This is a genomic window from Lignipirellula cremea, from assembly GCF_056501455.1.
In genome coordinates this window covers 4,004,560-4,026,090 of sequence record NZ_CM151415.1, presented here as the reverse complement: position 1 = coordinate 4,026,090, position 21,531 = coordinate 4,004,560, and the positions used below count along the sequence as shown (strand labels likewise).

The 21,531-nt window shown below is 64.7% G+C and carries 12 protein-coding genes; 1 reads left to right on the top strand and 11 read right to left on the bottom strand.

The window, feature by feature from the left end; translation table 11 throughout:
* Positions 1-5: 5 nt before the first annotated feature.
* From SH602x_RS15880 to SH602x_RS15865, 4 genes are all read right to left on the bottom strand, one after another.
* The gene (locus tag SH602x_RS15880) at positions 6-1,373 is read right to left on the bottom strand and encodes a sulfatase family protein (RefSeq protein ID WP_479473240.1); all 1,368 of its coding nucleotides are present in this window, start codon (positions 1,371-1,373) and stop codon (positions 6-8) included.
* Between the two features lie 315 nt (positions 1,374-1,688).
* Complete coding sequence (locus SH602x_RS15875) at positions 1,689-3,161, bottom strand: sulfatase family protein (protein ID WP_479473239.1); 1,473 nt, start codon at positions 3,159-3,161, stop codon at positions 1,689-1,691.
* A gap of 115 nt (positions 3,162-3,276) precedes the next feature.
* Positions 3,277-4,761 carry a sulfatase-like hydrolase/transferase gene (locus SH602x_RS15870; protein WP_479473238.1) on the bottom strand — a complete coding sequence of 495 codons (1,485 nt, stop codon included), beginning with the start codon at positions 4,759-4,761 and terminating at the stop codon, positions 3,277-3,279.
* Positions 4,762-4,857: 96 nt separating this feature from the next.
* Positions 4,858-6,990, bottom strand: coding sequence for a prolyl oligopeptidase family serine peptidase (locus SH602x_RS15865; RefSeq protein ID WP_479473237.1), 2,133 nt, complete (start codon positions 6,988-6,990; stop codon positions 4,858-4,860).
* A 320-nt stretch (positions 6,991-7,310) separates the two neighbouring features.
* Between SH602x_RS15865 and SH602x_RS15860 the strand changes: the two genes are divergently transcribed.
* The gene (locus SH602x_RS15860; RefSeq protein ID WP_479473236.1) at positions 7,311-9,212 is read left to right on the top strand and encodes a hypothetical protein; all 1,902 of its coding nucleotides are present in this window, start codon (positions 7,311-7,313) and stop codon (positions 9,210-9,212) included.
* Between the two features lie 54 nt (positions 9,213-9,266).
* Here the strand turns inward: SH602x_RS15860 and SH602x_RS15855 are convergent, their stop codons facing one another.
* From SH602x_RS15855 to SH602x_RS15825, 7 genes are all read right to left on the bottom strand, one after another.
* Positions 9,267-10,556: a hypothetical protein gene (locus tag SH602x_RS15855; RefSeq protein WP_479473235.1), complete on the bottom strand. Its 1,290-nt coding sequence runs from the start codon at positions 10,554-10,556 to the stop codon at positions 9,267-9,269.
* A 43-nt stretch (positions 10,557-10,599) separates the two neighbouring features.
* Complete coding sequence (locus SH602x_RS15850; RefSeq protein WP_479473234.1) at positions 10,600-11,958, bottom strand: DUF1552 domain-containing protein; 1,359 nt, start codon at positions 11,956-11,958, stop codon at positions 10,600-10,602.
* Between the two features lie 102 nt (positions 11,959-12,060).
* Entirely contained in the window at positions 12,061-14,502 is a 2,442-nt protein-coding gene (locus SH602x_RS15845) for a DUF1592 domain-containing protein (RefSeq protein WP_479473233.1), read from the bottom strand.
* A gap of 374 nt (positions 14,503-14,876) precedes the next feature.
* Positions 14,877-15,932, bottom strand: coding sequence for a ThuA domain-containing protein (locus SH602x_RS15840; RefSeq protein WP_479473232.1), 1,056 nt, complete (start codon positions 15,930-15,932; stop codon positions 14,877-14,879).
* 103 nt (positions 15,933-16,035) lie between these two features.
* A complete protein-coding gene (locus SH602x_RS15835) occupies positions 16,036-17,490 on the bottom strand; it encodes a DUF7133 domain-containing protein (protein WP_479473231.1) in 1,455 nt (484 codons plus the stop codon).
* A 31-nt stretch (positions 17,491-17,521) separates the two neighbouring features.
* Complete coding sequence (locus tag SH602x_RS15830; protein WP_479473230.1) at positions 17,522-19,963, bottom strand: hypothetical protein; 2,442 nt, start codon at positions 19,961-19,963, stop codon at positions 17,522-17,524.
* Entirely contained in the window at positions 19,960-21,513 is a 1,554-nt protein-coding gene (locus SH602x_RS15825) for a sulfatase family protein (RefSeq protein ID WP_479473229.1), read from the bottom strand. The genes SH602x_RS15830 and SH602x_RS15825 overlap by 4 nt, the downstream gene beginning before the upstream one ends.
* Between the last annotated feature and the right edge of the window lie 18 nt (positions 21,514-21,531).

Below are 21,531 nucleotides of genomic sequence, written 5' to 3'. Positions count from 1 at the left end.
AATCGTCAGTCGTCGGACATTTTCGGCGCGGCGGACTGGCTCTTGGCCCAGGCGTCGATTTCCTGCTTCAGGCGGGCGACGACTTCCGGCTTTCGGGCGGCCAGGTCATGCATTTCGTTCGGATCGGACGCGATGTCGTACAGGTGGATCGGCGCCGTATCCCACGCATGCACGTTTCGGTACTCGGTCGTGTCTTGGCCGTCGAATCGAAGGATCAGCTTCCACTCGTCGTCCACGCACCAAAGGTATTGCAGCGTATCGCCCGGATCGCCGACGGTCATGTTGTGGATGGAGTGCGTGACGCCGAACACCCGCAGGCGTCGAGTCCGCGCGTCGACGTCCATGAGATTGACGCCGGGTAGATCCGCTGGCGGCTCGAGACCGGCGGCGGCGGCTATGGTCGGGAACAGGTCGACCGCGTGGGCGAGATCGTCGCATCGCTGCGGTCGCAAGCGGCCGGGCCACGAAACCAGGATCGGCGTGCGGATGCCGTTTTCGTAGGGCGACCCCTTGGAACGCAGCGCGAAACCGCCCCACGCCTGCTGATTCGGATCGTCGGCGTTCGTGCTCCTCGCGGCCCAGCCGTTGTCGCAGAGGAAGAGCACGAGGGTGTCGTTCGCGATTCCCTTCTGCTCCAGCCGGTCCAGCAACTCGCCGCACGTTTCGTCGAACCACTCGCACATCGCGAAGTACTTCGCCACGTCCGCGCCCCGGTCAGGCGTCTCGTACTTCTTCAGCAGGCGCTCGGGCGGATTGTGCGGCGTGTGGGGAAGAAACGGCGCGTACCAGACGAAGAACGGCTTCTTCGCTTCCACGGCATGGTCGATGAACGCGGTGACAGGCTCCATGCCCTCGCGCCCGATCGCGAGTCCCGCATCCCCGTGTCGGCCTCCCCGCTTCGGATCTCCGTGGGTCATCCCGTGCGTGAATCCTCCGTCTTCGAAGGAACCCTCCCACCACTTGCCGGACTGATGAGCGAGGTAGCCGTTCGCCGTGAGCAGCCGGATGAAACTCGGGAGCCGATGAAACCGTTCTCGAAGCGGCTCGTCCAGTGCGGCGCGATCGTTGCGCCCGTCGACGTCGTTGCCCGTGACGCCGTGCTGAAGCGGGAACAGCCCGGTCACCATCGACGCCAGCGACGGCCGACACAGGGGCGAAGCGACGTACCCCCGTCCGAACACGAGACTCTGACTGGCCAGCTTGTCGAGGTTCGGCGTCCGGATGTCCGGATGGCCCATGAACCCGTAGTCCCCCCACGCCTGATCGTCGCCCAGGATCAAGACGATATTGGGGCGCGGGTCGGCCGCCTGAAGGGAGCAGGCGAACGGCCCCGAGAAAACCGCGGCCGCGACGAGAAGGATCGACCGAAACATGACTTGCACTTCGCTTATTCCCTCGTCGACAGGGCTTCCCTGAAACCGGAAGTCGCAGGCCTCGCTCGATTGTAAGCGGAGTGCGGCGTATGCATTCGGACGGACGGCGTTGGGGCACGTCCTGGAGCGTACGCACCCTCCTGCTGTCGAGGGCCGTCGCGACCGAAGGGAGCTAGACGTGACGCTAATCGTCTGGCGCATCTCGACGCTGGGACAAGGCGATCCGTACATCCGTAAAGCGGAGGCTGCTCCCTCTTCCGTTCAACGTACAAGCACGGAAATGCACCAAAGCGAGCGACCGCAGGACTCAAATGGTTACCGCGCCTTGAACGCCGACAGGTCGACGTCGTCGCCGAGCTTCGCCTGCAACTCGACCAGGCGCTGCAGCAGGTCGCTCCGGCGCTGAGCATGGGCGGGATCGTCGGCCAGGTCTTGCATCTCCTCGGGGTCGACGTCGAGGTGGTAGAGCCGCACGACGGACGCTTGCGGATAGACGATCAGCTTGTAACCCTCGACGGTGATCGAACGCTGGAGGCCGAGGTACGCGCCGTAGACCGCGTCGTACGGCGACGGCGCATCCGGGTCGTCGATCAGCGGCAGAAAGCTGTTGAAGTAGATCTGCTCGGGCTTCTCCGCGCCGGCGAGGGCGAGCGTCGTCGCCATCGCGTCCTGCAGGTAAATCGGCTGGTCCCGCGTCTGGCCCGCGGGCACGCCCGGCCCCGCGATCAGGAACGGCACGCGCGTGCTGTGCTCGTACAGGTTCTGCTTGCCCATCAGACCGTGATGCCCGCAGGCGAGCCCATGATCGGCGGTGAAGAAGATCCATGTATTCTCCGCCTGACCCGACGCGTCGAGGGCGTCGAGAATCCGCCCGATCTGGGCGTCGAGATGTTCGATCAGCGCGTAGTATTCGCCCCGATGGACCTTGACCGCATGCTCGGTTCGCGGAAAGGGCGCCAAGTGCTCGTCGCGCAGCGTCGGAGCGCAGCCGATCGCCCGGGCATGGGGGTACTCGGCGAGGAAGTTCTCCGGCACGTCGATGCGCTCGGGCGGGTAGCGGTCGACGTACTCCTGCGGCGCCTGTCGCGGGTCGTGCGGCGCATTGAACGCGATGTACATGAAGAATGGATTCTCGGTCCCGTCAGCCTCACCGAGAAAATCGATCGCGTCGTCGGCGGTGACCTCGCTCCAATGCTTGCCCCCATCCCAGAAGCCCCCCAGCGAGCGATCGTAGGGGCTCCAGGCGTCGGGCTCGCCCGCGTGGGGGCGATCGTACGCCGAAGGAACCGTGCCCGGCATACCGCCGCGGACATGCCGCGCCACGTCGAACGCCTTTGCAACGTCCGCCTTCACGTGCCATTTGCCGGTGAAGTAGGTGCGATAGCCGACCTCGCCGAGCAGTTGGGGCCAGAGGTTCCCCGCCTTCCGTTCTGCGTCCGTCCGGTCATAGACGCGGTGCGCATCCCAGACGCTTCGCCCGGTGAGGAGCATCGTGCGGCTCGCGACGCAGACCGCGCCGCTCCACGAGCCCATGTTGTACGCCCGCGTGAACCGCGTCCCTCGGCGCGCGAGGCGGTCGAGGTTCGGCGTGTCGATATCCGTCCGCCCGACGACGCCGAGCGTCTCGTACGACTGATCGTCGGCGAACAGGAACAGGACGTTCGGCCGGCTGCCCGCCTGGGCGGCGGCGGTTCCAGCGTTCGCCTCATTCGCCGGATCGGATGCCGTCGCGAGCGTCGCCGAGAAAGCCAGCAGCAGCGGTATCGCCGCGGAGAGAACGATCTTCATGGCGGGGAGCCCTGGGGAGGAAAGGTCGGGCAAGAGGAGCTCGCGAAACGAGGCGGGCTCGGTCGCGCCGCCTCATGTGCCGCGCGCGACTGTCAGCCCATTCTCGATGTGAGCGCTATTTCGGAGAGTAGTCCCGCCCATTGAGGCTTTCGACCACCGAGGAGAGCCATTCGACTAGTTCCCTCTGCATCCGCTCGGCACGTTCCGGCTGCTTCTCGAAAACGTCGTTCGCCTCGGCGGGATCGGCGGCGAGATCGTACAGTTCGACCTTCGTTTTCCCCTCGGGATCCTCGATCCGGTGAAGCTTCCAGTCGCCGTCGAGCCAGGCGGAATGGCCGGGAAAGCGCTCGGATGGATGGAGCGGATTCGGCAACTCGGCCGCCCGGCGGCTCGATTCGTGCGGCGGCAGATCGCGACCTTCCTGCTGGGCGGCAAGTAGCTCGCCCATCCATTGGGCCGAGGGCGTGCCGATGCCGCCGATCGAATAATCCCAGAAACCCATCGGACGCGTGCGCTCGGCGAGGTCCCCTCTCAACAGCGGCATGAGGCTGATTCCGTCGAGGACCGGCTGATCTTCGACCGTCACGCCGGCAAGTTCGAGAATCGTCGGATAGATGTCGCACGTGTTGCAGCGGACGTTGGTCGAGCGGGCCGAGCCGAGCTTCGCGGGCCACTCCAGGATCGCCGGGACGAGCAGCCCGCCGTCGTAGACGCTGCCTTTCGACCCCCGCGCGCCGCCGGTCGAACCGACCTTCGGCAAAGCGCCGTTGTCGCTGCAGTACCACAGGACCGTGTTCTCGCGGATGCCCAGTTCGGAAAGCGAGTCCCGAATTCGGCCGAAGGCGCGGTCCATGCCCGTGATCTCGCCCAGGAAATCGCGCTTCGCCTTGGGCTGATCGTCGTACAACCGGCGATCCTCTTCGGCCGCGACGTGCGGATTATGCGGCGACCCGAACCAGACGACGGCCAGGAACGGCCGTTCGGCGCCGGCATGCTTCGCGATCCAGTCGATCGCGGCGGTCGCCACGACGTCGGAGCTCTCGCCCTGGAACTGGACCGCGGTTCCCTCGTCGCTGAGGATCGGATCGTTGTCGAAGAAGTTCGGCGCGCTGATCCAGTCGTCGAAGCCGTTCGCGCCGGGGTGAACGGGGCTTTCCCTGCGAACGGAGCCGAGATGCCACTTGCCGAAGTGCGCCGTCGCGTAGCCCGCCTGCTTCAGCGCCTCGGCCACCGTCGTCTCCTGCGGGCGGATCGGGTAGCCCCACTTGAAGACGCCCATCCGATTGGGATGGCGCCCCGTCATCACGCTCGCCCTCGTCGGGGAGCAGACCGGCGCCGCCGCATAGAACCGGTCGAATCGGAAACCCGTCGCGGCCGCCGCGTCGAAGTTCGGCGTCTTCAGGACCGGGTGACCGTTGTAGGCCATATCCCCCCAGCCCTGATCGTCGGCCATGACGAGGACGAAGTTCGGGCGCGAATCATTCTCCGCTCCCGCAGCCGTCAAACACTGAAATGCGGCGACGATCGCCGTCGCTACGACGACGGCGCGAGCAGTCGCCCTGTGCAGCGACCGCGAGCGCGATTCGACGGGCTGTGACATCGAGGCTCCGAGCGGCGGGAGGAATGAACTGCGGCCGAAAGACGAGCAGAACGGGCGAGACGTCCGTTCCGATTGTCGGTTCGCGTTCGTCGCCGGTCAAAACCCAGGCGCGTTCATCTGCCACAGCAGGAACGACCAGACGTCGGCTAGTTCCTCCTGGCGCTGAGACTTCGTCGACCCGATGCCATGACCGGCCTGGTAATCGACGCGAAAGAGAATCGGTCGACCGCTCGCCGTCGCGGCCTGGAATCGTGCGGTCGCCTTGGCCGACTGCCAGGGTTCGACGCGATGATCGTTGATTCCATGCGTCAGAATCACGGCCGGGTATTCCACGCCGTCGCGAACTTGATGCAGGGCGCTCATTTCCAGGAGCGCCGCGCACTGAATCGGATCCTGCGTCGAACCGAACTCCGCAACGTTCGGCGGGCCGTTCAACGTGGTCTCGAATCGCAGCATGTCGGTGCAGCCCACCGCGATCTGGGCGGCGGCGAACAGATCAGGTCGCTCCGTGATCGCTCGACCGATCAAAATCCCGCCGGCGCTTCCGCCCTTTCCGGCGAGCGTCGCCGGCGAGCAGTACTTCCGATCGATCAGGAACTCTGCGCAGGCGATGAAGTCTTTCCAGGTGTTCGGTTTCGTCGTCATGCGACCGGCGAGATGCCATTCCTTTCCGAATGCGCCCCCTCCGCGGACGTGCGCGACGGCTAATACGCCTCCGCGTTCGAGCCAGGCCGCGCTGGAAGGCGAGAAGTTCATCGCGTTCGTGAAACCGTAGGCGCCGTAACCGCTAAGCAGCGTCGGAGCGCTTCCGTCGAGCACGATGTCCTTCCGATGCACGATCGACAACGGAACCGGCGTACCGTCGTGACTGGGCACGAGCGCTTCCGTCGAAGTCAACCAGTCCGGATCGTCGTAGAGTCCGCGCGGCGCCAGCTTCGCGTCGATCAGTTCGCCGACGGCGGGATCGAAGACGTACGACCGGCTTGCCCGCGTCCAGGAACTCGTCTCGACGAAGACGCCGGGTAGATCGGGGCGGGCGGACGAGACGCTTCCGGACGGTTCCTCGCTCGGCATCGCCAGACGCGCGGGCGGCTCTCCGTCGGCGTAGGGCGCACGCAGAATCGCGTTCGTCGCGCCTTCGAGAATCCCGACGTACGCGGCGTCTGACGCAGCGGCGACGCTGCGCACGACGTAGGACCCCGGCGGGACGACGACGGTCGCCGAGGAAAAATCGGGCGCGCTCAACGACGTTCGGACGAGCTTCGATCGAGGCGCGTCGCTCGCCGTCACGAGGTCGATCCGGTCGCCATGCACGGCGTAGTCGGCGACCTGATCTTCTCGACGGCAAACGATCGTCCAGTTCGGCGTCGCCTTCGCCAGCGATGCCAGGGAGGCCGTATAGAGCGTCAGGTCGGTGTCGTCGCCGTGCCTGATCTGACCGACGACCCAGTCCGAGGCGGGCGTCACGATCACGGCAGGGAAGTCCATCTCCGACATCGCCGGAGACCCGGGAGCGCCCTGCGCGAAAACGATCGGATCGTCTTCGACTTCGGTTCCCAGAGCATGAAGGAACGCCTGCGTGAATTCGTAGCCTTCATCCGGAGGCGCCCCCTCGGGCAGCTTGCGACGTCGGCTGTAGACGAAACTCTCGTCGTCCGGAAGCCAGTCGGGAGTCGCGTAGACGATCTCCAGCCGGTCGATCGTGTCCGGCAGGTCGCGACCGGTCGCCAGATCGCGCACGCGCAGGGCCGTCTCCTCCGATCCGGATGCGGCGGAGCCGTACAGGATCTTCGTGACCGCGGGAGAGACTTTGAAGAACGCCAGCGAGATATGCTCGTCCGGACCGGCCTTCGGCAACGTCTCGGGATCGATCAGGAGTCGTTCCTCGCCCGTCGCGGCGACGCGGCGATAGAGTTTGGCGACGTTTTCGCTCGCCTCCTGACGGAGATAGAACAGGTCGCCGTTCGGCGCGCGAGCGACGTCGGTGACGCGAAACGGCGTTCCGGCTTCGATTTCCCGGATACGAGCCAGCAGCGCCTGGCGTCCGGGGATCGCGCGCAACGTGCGCTCCGCATAGTCGGCCTGATCATGAACCCACGCTCGGACTTCCGGGTCGTCGAAGTTCTCCATATACCGATACGGGTCCACGACGAGCGTTCCGTGGTACGCCTCCGTGACGGGGCGAACCGGAGCAACCGGCGGACGTTCCGCAGATTCGACGGCGGTCATGGCGATTCCTCCCAGGAGCACGAGCGCCGAAAGGGGCTTCGAAGGCATGTTCGTAGGTCGAGGAGAATGTCAGCGAGTTGGCCGCGGACTCGCACCAGATTAGCGATTCTCCGCAGGCTGCGCGAGCCGGGGCGAACCGTTGCGCCGGCATCCGCGGTTCGGCTGGGCCCCGGACTTCCGCGTAGCTGTCGGCGACATCCGGGCGAATTCAGATCCTGACCTCGCAGCCGCAGCACATAATCAACCGTCCGCCCCGAAACGTCCCATGCGGCGATCTCGGGCGCCGATCGACGTCCCAGGGACTTCCAGTTTTTCCGACGATGAAACACCGAACCCTCGCCTGTCTGCTGACGTCGTTCGCCGTCGTCTTCGCGTCGCTTGACGAAGCGATATCCGCAGAGCCGAGACCGAGAGAGGATCTCGTCGAGGCTCCCGCGATCGGCGAAGGGCTTTGCGTCAGCAACGTCTTTCAGAGCGGGATGGTCTTGCAGCGCGAAAAGCCGATTCACGTCTGGGGGTGGGCGAAACCGGGAGAGCGGGTCGTCGTTACGTTCGGCGGCAACGAGGCGAGCGTCACGGCGAACTCCGATCGAACGTGGGCGGTTTCGCTTCCCGCGTTATCCGCCAGCCGCGAGCCGCGCACGATGAACGTTCGAGGCGAAGGCGAAGATCTGGTCCTCGACGACATTCTCGTCGGCGACGTTTGGCTGTTAGGCGGCCAGAGCAACATGGAATTCGAGCTCGCGAAAGTCGAAAACGGCCCGCTCGAGATCGTCTCCGCGAACTACCCTCAGATCCGCATCCTGACTGTGCCTTACGGCGAGGGGCCGGAACTCAAGCGAGGCTTCCCGCAGCTTTACCAGTGGAGCGACTGGTCGGGGCGGCATTTTCGCAAGGGCTATTGGGAGGTCTGTTCGCCCGAAACGGCGAAGGAGCTCTCGGCGATCGGATACGTCTTCGCTCGCCGCATCCATGCCGCCTCGCAGATACCCATCGGCGTAATCGACGCGTCCCGCGGCGGTACGACGGTGGAAGCCTGGACGCCGTCGGCCTCGCTGCGAGCGATGGAGAGCGCACCGACGCAGGCCCTGCTCGCGAAATTCGACGCGGCAGTCGATGCATGGGATCCGCAACTCGACCTCGAACGGCGAATCGAACAGCATCGACAACGAGTCGAGCGACTGGCCGCCGAGGGAAAATCGATCTCCGAGGACGAGCGGAAGACGCCCGACGACCTCCGTCCCGGCCCGATCGGCGACCCGAACTATCCGGGCAACTGTTACGCAGGGATGATCGCGCCTCTCGCGGGACTTTCGATCAAGGGCGCGATCTTTCATCAGGGCTACAACAACGCGTTCGACGGATCCGTCGGCGTCGACATGTACCGCGACGTCTTTCCGGAGATGATCGCGTCGTGGCGTCGCACGTTCGACGATCCCGCGATGCCTTTCGGCATTCTCTCGCTTTGTACCGACGGGTATCCGCAGACTCGCGACGACTATTGCGAAAAGATGTTCGACGCCGGCATCGAACTGCGCGAGGTGCAGTATCGAACGTTCCTGAACCTCTACGAGTCAGGCGACGCGAACGTCGGCTACGCCAGCACGTACGATCTCCGCAGACGATGGTATCACCCGCAACTGAAAATCCCGGCAGGCGAGCGCATCGCGCGATGGGCATTGGCGACGCAGTACGGCTTCGGCGGTCAGATCGAGTGGAAGCCGCCGATGCTGTTGAGCGTCGAACGGTCCGACGGAGCGCTTGAGCTCGAGTTCGATACTGAGGTCGGCGACCCCGAGGAGGGCGCCATCCAGGGTTTCGCCGTCGCCGATGAGGATCGGCGGTTTCATCCTGCCGACGCGGCGTACGCGGAAAAGGGCGTCGACGATCGCGGTACGATGCAGTACGACCGCAAGCGACTGGTACTGAGCAGCGCCATGGTCGCGAGCCCTGTGCACTTTCGATATGCGTGGGGCAGAAACCCGCTCGCGAATCTGCAGGCCGTCGGCAACAAGGATTTGCCGTTCGCCACGCAACGCAGCGATGACTGGAGGATGGAGCAAGTCCCGTTGGAAGCGCTCGGCGAAAACGTGTCGCTCCCTCTGTCGGGAAGCGACAGAGGCAAGATCCTCGCCGCGCTTCGCGAGCAGGACGTGCAGAGACGAATGAAGGAGGCCGAAGCGACGCTCGACGAACTCAAGAGACTTTCGAACGAGCGGTAAGTCGCCGGTTCGATGGCTCGATTCCGGCATCGCCACCGTGAGCCGCCGTTTTCGTCAGTATTTCGGAAAGATGGCTGGCGTCGGAAAGCGCTCGTCCATGCTGGACGCATCGTTGAGGTATTCCTCCCGAGGCGGCTGGACCAGGGGCCAGTTGCCGGGGCGGATCCGGACGACCCTGCCGGGGCGGATGCCTTCGATGATCAGGTCGGTCTCGAACCGGATCTGAACGCCGCTGCTGCCCAGCGGCGCCTCGGGCGTCGTGCTGACGTCGAGAATTTTGCCGCCTGAAGCCATGTGCCCAGGGCCGTAGGCGCCGTGCGTATGCTTCAGCGTGTTCTCGACCGCGTTGATCATGGCCGGGACATCCTGCTTGAAATCGGCGTAGAGCGAGTCGTCCATGCCGCCGAACAGGGTCGCGGTCGCCGTGGCTTGGCCGAACTTGCCGTACTCGACCGCGTCGATCCACGCGGGCATCCAGCGGTTTCGGATGAAGGCCTTGTGCGTTTCGGTCTGCTGACGGGCGGCACGCTGCATCGCGGCGTCGTCGAGCCAGATGTCCGAGATATGAAACCGCGTGAAGACGCCGTCCGGCGTGGGCTTCCACGTGAGTCCCAGCAGAACCGCCTGGCCTTCGAGAGCCCTCTTTCCCTCGGCTGGCCAGACCCCGTCAGCGATCAGGTCCTCGACAGCGAGAAGTTCGCGCCCGCGCCAGATGCGGGTCGCGGCGTCGAAGGTCAACTTCTCCTCGGTCGCCGAGTCGTCCGAACCTTCCTTCGGCTCGAGCGCGGCGACGATCATCCCCGCGCGATCCTTGACCTCGACTTCGCGGAGCTTCCAGACTTTGCCTTCGCGCTGGCAACGGCTCGATTCGTCTTCGAGCAGCAGTACATGATTTTCGGCGGGCGCGACGCCGGCGCCGCGATTGTGGTTCGCGTCTTTCGCCTTGTTGTCCACGGGCAACACCGGCACGGCGGAGATCTTCGGGTCCGGCGGAAGAAACGCATGGACGTGCAGGACCGTGCCGAGCGGGACGTCGCGAAGATCCGCCGGCGCGCCGTGATAGCGCACGATGCCGTACGGAAGCATGGCGAACGGGTGCGGGTCGTTTCGGAAAAACATGCCCGACCCCTTCACGCGAACGCTGCCGCGACGGTTGGCATGATCCACGAACGCCAGCTCTCCCTGATAGGAATGCGCCAGCTCCAGAGGAGGGAACTTTCCCGCTTCGGGGCGGAACGGCTCTTCGCCGAAAGCCGTCGAAACTGCGCTCGCCGCGAGAACGAGGCATATCGCAAGACGGTAGAGGGGCTTCGGCGTCATCGGGGAGATCATGTTCGCGGGCATCTGAAGATCGAGCGCTCGTCTGCGGCTGGTAGGCGGCGTCCGATCAGAGTTCGACCGCCGTTTTGCTGTCGCCGAATTTATCGGTTTCCACGCCCATACGTTGGGCCATCATGAGCAGCAGGTTGCTCATGTGAGCGTCGGGATTCGCCGGGCGGCTGCAGAGCCCGTAGTGTTCGCCCGGCTTGTCGAGCTGATAGCCCGGGAAGTGGCCCTGGTTGAAGTCGAGATGGCTGCCGTGCTTCACGCCGAGGTCCGATCCGCCGGCAAGCACCAGCGGGAGGTTGGCGTTGCCGTGGCTGTGGCCGTAGGACATGCCGCTGCCGAAGAGCGCCATCGTCGAACCGAGGAGCGGCCGACCGTTCAGATCGGGCGTGTCCGCCAGCCGGCCGAGGAAGTAGCTGAACTGCTCGATGGCGAACGTGTCGTAGTTGGTGAGCTTCTCCATGTAGCCGGCGTCGCCGCCGTGATGGCTGAGCTGATGTCGCGACTCGGTGATGCCGATCTCGGGAATGGCGAAGGCATCGCCTTCGCCGCCGAGGCTGAACGTGGCGACGCGCGTGACGTCCGTCTGGAAGGCCAGCACGATCAGATCGTAGACGGTGCGAAAGTAGTCCCCCGCCATCGTGGCGGCGATATCGCGATCGGTCCGTTTGCGATCGGCGTCGGAGATGGCGGGCAGCGGCGTGTCGAGCCAGGCGTCAGCGCGGCGCGTGCGGATCTCCGTTTCGCGGACCGAGGTAAGGTATTGGTCCAGGCGCCCCTTGTCGGCGGCTCCCATCTTCTGCTCGAGCCGGCGCACTTCAGCGAGGTTGTCGTCGAGGACGCTGGCTTTGCGTCGTAGAGCCTTCCGCTGGACCGCCGTGCCGCCCTGCGGTTCCTCGAAGAGCGTGGCGAAGATCTCGCTGCAGCGACGCAGCGCGGGAAGCTGGACCCCGTCGGCGGTCCAGGCGAGCGAGCCTTGCGTGAGAGCGACCTCCATCGAGGGGTAACGCGTGTGGGGCGCCGCGACCTCCGCCATTCGCTGGTCGACGGAGATCGAGTTTCGGTCCGAAGGGCCGAGCTTTCCGCCGGTGAGCCACACCGAGATGCAGTTGTGGTGGTGGCTGAGGGCGCCCGGATGATGCATCCCGCTGATTGGCGTGATCGAATCGCGATGCTTCTCCAGCGGCTTGAGCGACCGCGAGAACTCGTAGTCCTTTCCCGGCTTGGTGATCTGATAGTTCAGCGAATGGACGCCGTTCGCGAGGTAGACGAACGCGCTCCGGCGAGGCGACGCCGTCGGCTGCTCGGCCGCGCGGAGCGGGACCATGCATTCCAGCAAGGGGAGCGAAACGCACGTCCCCAGCGCCCGGAGCGCATGCCGACGGTCGATCAACCACGATTGGGAAAGAAAATTGCTCATCAGCGGTTGGCCGTTAGCTTTTAGCGGGGAGGGATGGAGCAGACGCTCTCTCGGTAATTTTCGCCGGATCGCCCTGATGCGAGGAAGGTCCGGCGATTCCTGCTATCGCTTTCTCAACAGGTCGGACGTCGCTACCGCGAGGACGATGTCCCGCACGCGGTAGCCGTTCCGCTGCGCTTCGATCTCGATCGCGTGCAGGTCGTCCTGATCGTCGACGGTCAGCGCCCGGCGGAGCGCGTACGTGCAAAGGTGCTCGATGAAGGCCCGCGCGACCTTGTCGCGGTCCTCGATCAGCAGTCGCTTGAATTCGACGGAGTCGGCGAACGGCCGTCCGTCGGGCAGCACGCCCGAGGCGTCCACCGGCGGATCTTCGCCGATGCCGGCTGCCACCTGTTCGCGTTCTCTCCATTGGCCGATCGCGTCGTACTGATCGAACGCGAAACCGAGCGGATCGATCCCGCGATGACATGCGGCGCAGCTCGCGTTCTGCGCATGCGCCGCCAGCTTCTGGCGAATGGTCGCCTTGGGACTCGTCGGCGGATTCGGCTCGATCGGATCGACGTTGGCCGGAGGCGGCGGCGGAGTCCTGTTGAAGATCGCTTCGCTGACCCACACGCCGCGATGCACCGGACGGTGGCGCGTTCCATCGGAGGTCAGCCCGAGCGCCGCGCCCATCGTCAGCAGACCGCCGCGGTGATCCTCGGGCTTGAGCGAGACCCGCTGGAAACCGCCCTCCTTCGGCTCGGGCAGTCCGTAGAAGTCGCAGAGCCGGGCATTGGCCATGGTCCAGTCGGAATCGAGAAAACCCTCGATCGGCTGGTTCTGCGCGAACATTTCGCGGAAATACTCGACGGGCTCCGCCCGCATGCTCGTCTGCAACCAGTCGTCGTAGGCGGGGTAGAGCTTCTTGTCGGGCGGAAACATGCCGACGCGATGCAGTTGCAGCCACTGCCGGGAGAAGTCGTCGACGAAGCGGTCGATCCGCTCGTCGGACAGCATGCGGTCGACTTCGCGTTTCAGGCCCTCGCCGCTCAAGGCTCCGTTCTCTGCCGCGGAGAACAGCGCGTCGTCGGGCATCGAGCTCCACAGGAAATACGAAAGCCGCGAGGCGAGTTCCCAATCCGTCAGGCGTTCGCGAGCGACGGGATCGCCTTCCACGAGATAGATGAAGTTTCTGGACGTCAGCACGCCCAGCATCGCGATGCGATAGGCGTCAGCCGTCGATTCGCCCGCCTCGCGCTCTTCGCGATAGGACTGCAGATAGTGTTGCAGTTCGTCCAACGCCACTGGCCGGCGCCAGGCGCGTTCGGCGAAGCGGTGCAGGCTTTCCGCGACCGCCTCGGGAGGGGCGTCGTCGGGGGGGGAAACGCCGTCGCGTCGAGCCTTTTCCGCCTCGGTGACGATCGGCCCTTCCCACTCGATCCAGTCGAGCAGCGCCGTCGAGAAGATGCCGTTTCCTTCCTGGTCGAACATCTGCGGCGCGTTCGGATTCAGCAGCAGGGTCTCGCTGCTGTGCGTGAAGACGTAATCCCTGCTGGAGAGCGCATTGCGGAAGGCGGCGCCCGCCCTGCGGTCGACGACGTCGGTGGCCACGACGCAGAAATGCAGCGTCGTCGGCATCTCGAGAAAGACCTCGAACTCGTAAACCTGCGGTTCGTCCTCCGGCGCGGTGACGTCGAATTCGATCAGGCCCTCGACAGTCTCTTCGCTCGTCTGCTTGCCGATGCTGAGATGGGCGGGCTGACCGCCGGGCGGTCGGCTGCCGCTGGCCTGGAGACGGAGCTTGTAGAGCCCGCTATGTTCCGGCCCGGTCCTTCCGAACCAGTGAGAATGCAGTGCGGGTTCGACGCGACCGGGAAAGTGGAGGGAGCGGAGCGGCCGCTTGATGCCGAACCGGTCCAGCGCCTCCTGCTGACTCTTCCCGCCGCCGTAGCGCAGTTCCGCCGCGGTCATGCGGACCTTGCGAGCCTCGACCGACGTCGCGGGGAACGCGCGGTCGAGCACGATGTCGGCCGCGCGGTAGTAGCGGTCCATATGCGACGGCGAGAGCGATAGCTCCGAACCGATGCGCTCGAACCCGTGCCACAGCGTGTCCTCGTTCAGTTCCCCCGGTTTGGCCGGATCGTAGCGCACCCCGAGCAGGTCGTAGACCGTGTTCTGATATTCCTTGCGGCTCAGTCGGTAATGAGACACCGACGGCCGCGCCGCCATTCGCGCCGCCCTACCCTCTTTGAGTTTCGCGTCGAGACTCGTGACGAACGCGGCGATCTCGTCCTGAGTCGGCGGCGGCTCGGTCGCCGGCGGCATCTCGCCGCTGTTGACCTTGTCGATCGCCTCGGCCCAATGATGCGAGTCCGTTCCCGACTTGAAGTCGCGCGACAGTCGGTCGAACCGAAGGTCCCCCTCCTCTTTCTCCGCCCCATGACAACTGGCGCAGCGCTTCTCCAGAAACGTCTCGAACGGTTCCTCTCCGCGAACGATGCCGGCGAAGCCGAGGCACAGAAGCGCGAGGTAGGAAGGAACCGAGAAGCGAAGGCGGGACATAGTCATAGTCGGCGTCGATGCGCGATGATTTTTCCCACGACTGCGCGCGACGGGCTGTCGGGAGAAATCGAGAGGAGCGGCGCAGGTCGGGCGAAGAGGGGGTCGAACGCAACGAAGGCGGTTGCCCTCGCCGTGGTCTTGCGAATGAGGCAGGAGGGGGGGGACGGTCGAGCTCGGCGGCGAAGCGCCGTTCGGCGGCCGCGTCCTGACCGAGGCGACGCCCGGTCGATCGAGCTCGACCGGTTAAGCTTGGTCGGTCGCGGCTCCAGCCGCAAGAGCAGACGCCGTTTATGCGTCTCCGCGACAGGAATCGATCGCGGCGTTCGGGAAGGCTCTGCACGAGCCTGGCGGCGCCGCAGCGCTTCTCGCAAAAGCTACTTGTAGAAGTCGGGCTTCCGCGGCACGATTCCGAGTTTCTCGTAGTTGAAGCCGCTGTCGGTCGGATCGTATTCACCGACGAGGTCCATGGAGGAGGCGGCGTCGATGTCGCCTTCCATGCCGAGGCACCAGTAGGCCGCGTTCACCGTCAGACGGCGCAGCCCCTCGCTCTGGAAGTCCCGGGCGCTGCCCATCGTGACATGGAAGACGCGCGCCGTCTTTCCGGCGTTCCCCGTCCATGATTTCGTCCAGGCGACCGGCAGCGGAATCAACTCGGTATTGATCGCGTCGTCATGCTCTCGACCGACGAGCGGCTGGCCCTCGACCAGGGGCAAGCAACCTTCAGGCAGAGCGCCGCCTTCCTTGTAGGTGCGGTAAACGTCGGACGTGCCCCAGATGTCCTCGACGCCCTTCAGAATGGGATGGCTCGCGTTCGCGTCGACGATGAGGCCCCGCGTAGAATCGCGTTGCCAGCGTCCGTGATGGCTGCGGAAGCTGCCGCCCAGCACGTCTTCGCCGAAGTCGATTCTCCTGCCCTCTTTTCGGTAGTCGAAATCGAGGAAGCCGTGATTGGCTGTCCGGATGCCGATGATCGGCTTTCCTGAGTCCAGGTAGTCGTAGAGGCTCTGCAACTGATCGGGCGGAAGCGACAGGAGACGCGTGAACACGATTACCAGGTCGCACGTTTGCAGACATTCGAGTCCTGGAATACGGTGCGCGACCTTCGGGTCTTCCCACCGGATCTTCTGCGTAGGATCGACCTCGTCGTTCGCGTTCAGACAGAAGAGAACCGTGCAACGAAATCCGTGGCGTGCGGAAAGGAGACGGGCCAGCATCGGCATCGCGTACTCGCTGCGATACTCCTGATCTCCGGCGATCAGGACGACATGCTTGCCGGCGCCCGGACCGTCGCCGCCGGGATACGTCAGCCACAGCGGACTCTCCGCGCTCGGAAGCTCGGCGGCGCCGAGGCTCCCTCCGTCGCTTACCATCGCGACCGACGCGCACAGGACGATCGCGAGCAGTCCGAAACGCACGGCGGTCGAAGTCATCGTCGCAGCTACCGAGGAGAGATTTCCGAAATCATTCTCGCAACGCGAAGCCTAGCGGGAGGCATGGCTCGCCGGAGCGACCGCCCGCAGGAGCCGCCCGCAGTCAGCGAGCGGGGATCTCGTTGACCGTATAGAACGCGTTGCGATGGAGCAGTTCTTCCTCGTCGCGCGAACGCAGGCCCGAGAGATCGAATTCGTACACGAATCCCTGCTTGAGCGAGTCGAGAGCGATCGTCGCCGAAAGCCCGTCCTCGGCGAGAGCGACCGCTTCGACGGAGGCTTCGAATCGCTCGATCTCCGGTCCGCCGTAGCCGGCGTGGTAGGGGTGCGTGAAGGCGGAGATCGCGTAAGAATCCGCTGCTTGCCCGGCGCTCCGATCGACGGGCTTGGTGAAGGCGATCCTGAACCCGTCCGGCTCGATCGTAATGCGTTCGATCTCGAACGGCATTTTCCCGCTCCATTGGAGGCGTTCGATCGCGTAGGGCTTGATGCCCCGCACGGGCCAGCCGCGGTTGGTTCCTCCGCACAGCAGGTTGCCGCCCGGGGTGAATTCGACGTCGAGGATTCCGGTCGACAGTCCCTCGCGAAACGGATAGCAGGCTCCCTGCCAGACGCCGTTCACCTGTTCGGTCGTGGCGCGCATCAGGATCGACTGCGTGTAGTCTCCGAGAAAGATCTGGTTCTCGAACGGACCGAACTTTCCCTGCGTGGCGTCCACGCGGAAGCCGGTGATCGACCGGCCCATCCGGATATAGGGAAAGATGACCGCGTAGGGCGTCAGGGTTTCGACGCGGTCCTTTTCCGTCGCGATGCGAGTTCCGGACTTCGGCATCGGCGGCACAGGCCCCAGTTCGGGCGAATGCTCGTACCAGTGGAAGCTTGCCGGATGACCGTGAAAGCTCCTCGGCGACACGGCCTTCAAGCTGCACGAACAATTCCACGGACCCTGGCTCTCGATGTAGAAGAGCGCGCCGTGTACGTCGAATCCGATTCCGCCGGGACTGCGCAGGCCGCTGGCGAACGCGGTCGTCGTTCCGTCCGGCGCGACCTTCATGATGAAGCCGCGGTTCAAGGCGTGCGAATAGTACGACTCTGACAGGCCAAGCGCCACGAACTGGTTTCCGTCGGCGTCGAGCTTCGAGCCGAACGCGTACTCGTGGTAATTCGCGTATCCCCAGGCGTCCGACAACGTCTCGAAGCGATCAGCCAGACCGTCGCCGTTCGCGTCGCTGACGCGAGTCAGTTCGCAGCTCTGCGTGACGCGAAACGCGTCATCCTTCCACGTCAGTCCGAAGATCTCGTCGAGTCCCGTCGCGAACCGATGAAACGTGGGGATCGGCTTCGGCGCGTCGACGCCGTCGATCAAGTAGATCTCGCCGCGTCGCGTCCCGACCGCCATTCGTCCGTCCGGCAGCGCGGCGAACGCTCCTGCCTCGATGACCGCGTTCTCGGGCAGCGGGATATCGACGATGGGATAGAACTCGCGCTCGCGTTCTTCGGTTCCCCAACGCTCGCCGACTTCCTCCGCGCGGAGCGTTCCGATCGACGATGCGGCCATCGAAAGGGTCAGACAAAGAACCTTCAGGGACCTACTTGCTGAGCGGTTCATAGACGAACTCCGAAGAAGACAGGCCCTGGGGAATTCGCAGTCGCAGCAGCAACTCGGATCGCTTCGGATCGTCGGGCGAAGATCGCAGCTTCGTTTCCGTCTCCGGAATCGTCAGTCGCAGTCGTTCGCTGCGGAAGACGCGATCGGACTCCTGGACGATTTCCCCGACGAGCGCACGGAACCAGACGGTCTGCTCCGCGGGCGAATCGAACCGCAGGACCCGTTCGAGCCGGCGTCGAGACTCGGGGCCCGCCGCCGTCGATCGATCCTCGACGTCGATCGTACCGACGCGATACATGAACGTGGGAACTTCCGCTTCGTCCAGGGCGTATCCCCGGAACTGGTAGCCGACGTTCTTGGGATAGAGCGGGTCCGGATTGGTTTTGGCCTCTTGCGTCATCACGGGAAGCAGCGGCCATGGCGAGTCGTCGTCCGCGAGCGTCGCGAACGAGACATCCTGCGGCAGCAAAATCGGTTCGGCGCTCGGATTGAAATCGCCTGACCCCTGACCGCTCCAGTTCACGCCGATGAAGTCTCCCTGCCAGATGGCCGAGAGCGCTCCCGTCTCGGCGTTGAAGGCGTAGCTCAGCTTCTCCGGGAAACCGACGGCGATGCCGCGAAAACCGGCGACGCGACTTCGACCGCGATAAGTCTTCGTCTGATCCTCCACGGTCAGTTTCGTGGCCACAGCGCGAATGCCCGGCGGATCGGCGGCTGACGTTCCGAGCGAAAGGTAGTACCAGATCGCTTCGATCTGACGATCCGTATCGCCGTCCAGGATCGTCGTCAGGAAGGCTTGCCCGTTCGGCCACGCCGTCGGCATGACCGTTCGCGGACGATAGGCGCCGGGGTTCCGCAGGTAGCTGTCGAACCATTGCGGCTGAAGTCGCTGGTAACTCGTCGTCAGGTCGATGCCCTGATTCCCGGGCGACGCTTTGCCGTTGAAGTTGTGACACGCGATGCAGTTCAGCCCTTTATCGCCGACCAGTTCGCGCCCCGCCTGACGCATCAGCTTCTCGCGCTCGCGATCGCTCTCGACGCGACTCTCCGGATTCGGAAGCTGCCAGGTCGAGTCCTCCGCAATATCGACTCGGCTCAGCAGCGCGGGCAGGCCCTGAAGGTCGTCGGCGCCGAACTGAGGCATGCGGGTCGCCATGTAGGGACGAACGCTTTCGCCGTCGAACAGGACCTTCTTCATCCAGACCGGACGCAACTTCGCTCCGACGTGCGTGAGGGGGGGCGGGATACGACCATCGTCGCCGAGGTTCGGCTGACTGCCGCCGAAGAAGGCGTTGACGTCGTCGTGCACGCCTCCGAAGTCGTCGCGAACGTGACAGGCGATGCAGCGAAACGCGGTCAGCGTCTTCGCTATCGAGGTTTCGTCGGACTCGGGGAGCCGACTTTCGCGGAGCGACGCGACGATCGCCTTGGCCTGCGCGTCGTCGAATCGAAACCGCGGACTGCTGTCGCTCGTCGTCGACAAGCAGCCGCGAGTCAGGTCGGCAGTCGCAAGCGAACTGATCGGCGGAGCCGCCGTTACGCCGGGCAGCGAATGACACGCGGCGCAGTTGAGTTCCTGAAAGCGCTTCGCGCCCTCCTTCACGAGATTCGCGTCCGGGACCAGCGCCGTTACGGTCGGCGCCTGGTCGCCGACCAGGTAACCGGCAATCGCCAGCGACTCCGCAGGCGTCAGCTTCATATCGGGCATGCGACCCGAAGGCCGGACTCGCAGCGGCTGAAACAGAAACTCGCTGAGCGACTTCGCGCTGTACTTGGCGCCGACGTGACTCAACGGGACGGCGTCCGGCTTGACCGCTTCCTTCGCGACGAGGGTCTCGTCGTCGTCTTCCGCTTCGTAGGCGTCGTCCCTCCCGTCGTTTCGCTTAGAAGCTCCCTGCATAACTTCGAGCGCTTCTTTCGGTCCGTGACAGGCCACGCAGCCGACGGAATGGAACAACGCCCTTCCTTCCTGACGATCGATCGGCTGCTCAGGCTCAGCTTGAAAGACGTCCGTCGACTGCGCGACCAGAAAGTGCGTCAGCGCTTCCGCGATACGGTTTCGCTCCTCCTCGGACTCCGAAGCCAGCAGGTCCGGCATCGTCGAGCCCGGATGAGCCGTCGACGGCGACGCGAGGAATCGTCGAAGGTACTCCGGCGAGACTCGCGAACCGACGCCGGTCAGGTCAGGCGCCGACTTCGCCGGTATCGAGTTTCCCTCGATCCCGGTGTGACAGGAAACGCAGCGGAACTCGGAGATCAGCAGGTCGCCTGCCTGCGATTGCGTCAGGGGATGGTTGCCCGGCAAGGACGGATCGCCGCCGTTCGCGGTCGCAGTTCCTGCGAGGAGCGCAAGCACGATCGACAGGCGAAAGCCGAGCGACGTTGCGCCTAGCGCGGGAAAGCTCTTGCTTGTCCGATTCATGGGGCGGTCGATAGAGGCCTGGGCGGTCGACTCCGACCCTCCGATTTCGATCGTTCCAACATCGCTTTCAGTTCGCGAGCGATCTCGGGACGTTCGGAAATGAGGTTCGTCGTCTCTCCGGGATCGGTAGAGAGGTCGTAAAGCTGTGCGGAAGCGCCGGGCACGGCTTCAGGCAACTGGAACGGTTGAAGGTCCGGGTCGCTTTCGTAGCGGTTGCCGCCGGAGCCCGCGTGATCGAGGTACTTCCAATCTCCGCGACGAATCGATAGCGTCCTTGCGCCGCCGAAGGCCTGGTGCAAAAGATAGGGACGCTCCGGCGCCGCAGCGTCCTCGAACAGAGCGGGCAGCAGACTGATACTATCCTCGGCGGCGGCGTCGGGGAGCTCCGTGCCGACGATCTCCGCGACCGTCGCCATCACGTCGACGAGACTCGCGAGCCGGGGACTGACCGAACCCGCCTTCACCCGACGGGGCCAGCGGACGATGAACGGGACGCGATGTCCGCCCTCCCAGTCGTCCCGCTTCATTCCGCGCCAAGGCCGAGCGTCGTCATGGCCGTGGTCGGCACGCATGTGGACGACGCTCGTGACTTCGGGTCCGTTGTCGCTCGTAAGAATGACCAGCGTATTTTCGGCGATTCCAAGTTCGTCGAGCGTTGCGGTCAACTCGCCGACGATCCAGTCGAGCTGGTGAATGAAATCGCCGTGCGGACCCGCATCCGTCTGTCCCTGGAACTGCGGCGCCGCGAACGACGGCAAATGCACGGCCTGCGCGGAGTGAAAGAGAAAGAACGGCTTCTCCGGCGACTGGCGAACGTGTCGTTCGAGGAACTCGCGACTCCGCTTCAGGAAGGCCAGATCGACTTCCTCCATCGGAAAATCGGGCGCGACGAGGCCGGGACGGCAATCGTTCGCGTACGGATGTTGCGGCAACTTCGACCGGTCGACGAGCTTCGTCGGCGGCGTCGGCACGCGGTCGTCTTCGATGAAGGCGTAAAGCCAGTCGGTCGTCGGACAGCAGGCCGTACCGAAGAACGACTGAAAGCCGTGATCGATCGGCCCCCCTTCGATCCGGCGCGAAAAATCGACTTGTCGCACCGCTTCGACGCCGGAGCCGCGGACGGGCTTTCCGTCTTCGTCGTAGAACGTCAAGCCGACGTGCCACTTGCCGACGCACGCGGTGGCGTATCCGCGATCCCGGAGCATGGCCGGCAGAGTCAGCCGGCCGGGCGAGATCAGGGAAGGTCCTCCGACTCCGGTGAACACCGTTCCGCCGTTCGGAACGCGAAACGCCATCTGCCCCGTCATCAGGCTGTAACGCGAGGGCGTACAAACGGTCGCCGGACTGTGTGCGTCGGTGAACCGCATCCCTTCGCTCGCCAGGCGGTCGATATGGGGCGTCGGAACCTTCGACCGGTCGTTGTAGCAGCCGACGTCCCCGTACCCGAGATCGTCGGCGAGGATTAGCAAGACGTTAGGATTCGCTTCGTCGGCCGCGGAAACCTGGCCGCAAAGGATCGAAAGGAGAGCGACCAGCGCAAGCCGATTCATGACGATTGGACCCGGCGT

Excerpts from the sequence above, each read along its gene's own strand:
- SH602x_RS15880 (WP_479473240.1), bottom strand. The coding sequence starts at position 1,373 with ATGTTTCGGTCGATCCTTCTCGTCGCGGCCGCGGTTTTCTCGGGGCCG.
- SH602x_RS15875 (WP_479473239.1), bottom strand. The coding sequence starts at position 3,161 with ATGAAGATCGTTCTCTCCGCGGCGATACCGCTGCTGCTGGCTTTCTCG.
- SH602x_RS15870 (WP_479473238.1), bottom strand. The coding sequence starts at position 4,761 with ATGTCACAGCCCGTCGAATCGCGCTCGCGGTCGCTGCACAGGGCGACT.
- SH602x_RS15865 (WP_479473237.1), bottom strand. The coding sequence starts at position 6,990 with ATGACCGCCGTCGAATCTGCGGAACGTCCGCCGGTTGCTCCGGTTCGC.
- SH602x_RS15860 (WP_479473236.1), top strand. The coding sequence starts at position 7,311 with ATGAAACACCGAACCCTCGCCTGTCTGCTGACGTCGTTCGCCGTCGTC.
- SH602x_RS15855 (WP_479473235.1), bottom strand. The coding sequence starts at position 10,556 with ATGCCCGCGAACATGATCTCCCCGATGACGCCGAAGCCCCTCTACCGT.
- SH602x_RS15850 (WP_479473234.1), bottom strand. The coding sequence starts at position 11,958 with ATGAGCAATTTTCTTTCCCAATCGTGGTTGATCGACCGTCGGCATGCG.
- SH602x_RS15845 (WP_479473233.1), bottom strand. The coding sequence starts at position 14,502 with ATGTCCCGCCTTCGCTTCTCGGTTCCTTCCTACCTCGCGCTTCTGTGC.
- SH602x_RS15840 (WP_479473232.1), bottom strand. The coding sequence starts at position 15,932 with ATGACTTCGACCGCCGTGCGTTTCGGACTGCTCGCGATCGTCCTGTGC.
- SH602x_RS15835 (WP_479473231.1), bottom strand. The coding sequence starts at position 17,490 with ATGGCCGCATCGTCGATCGGAACGCTCCGCGCGGAGGAAGTCGGCGAG.
- SH602x_RS15830 (WP_479473230.1), bottom strand. The coding sequence starts at position 19,963 with ATGAATCGGACAAGCAAGAGCTTTCCCGCGCTAGGCGCAACGTCGCTC.
- SH602x_RS15825 (WP_479473229.1), bottom strand. The coding sequence starts at position 21,513 with ATGAATCGGCTTGCGCTGGTCGCTCTCCTTTCGATCCTTTGCGGCCAG.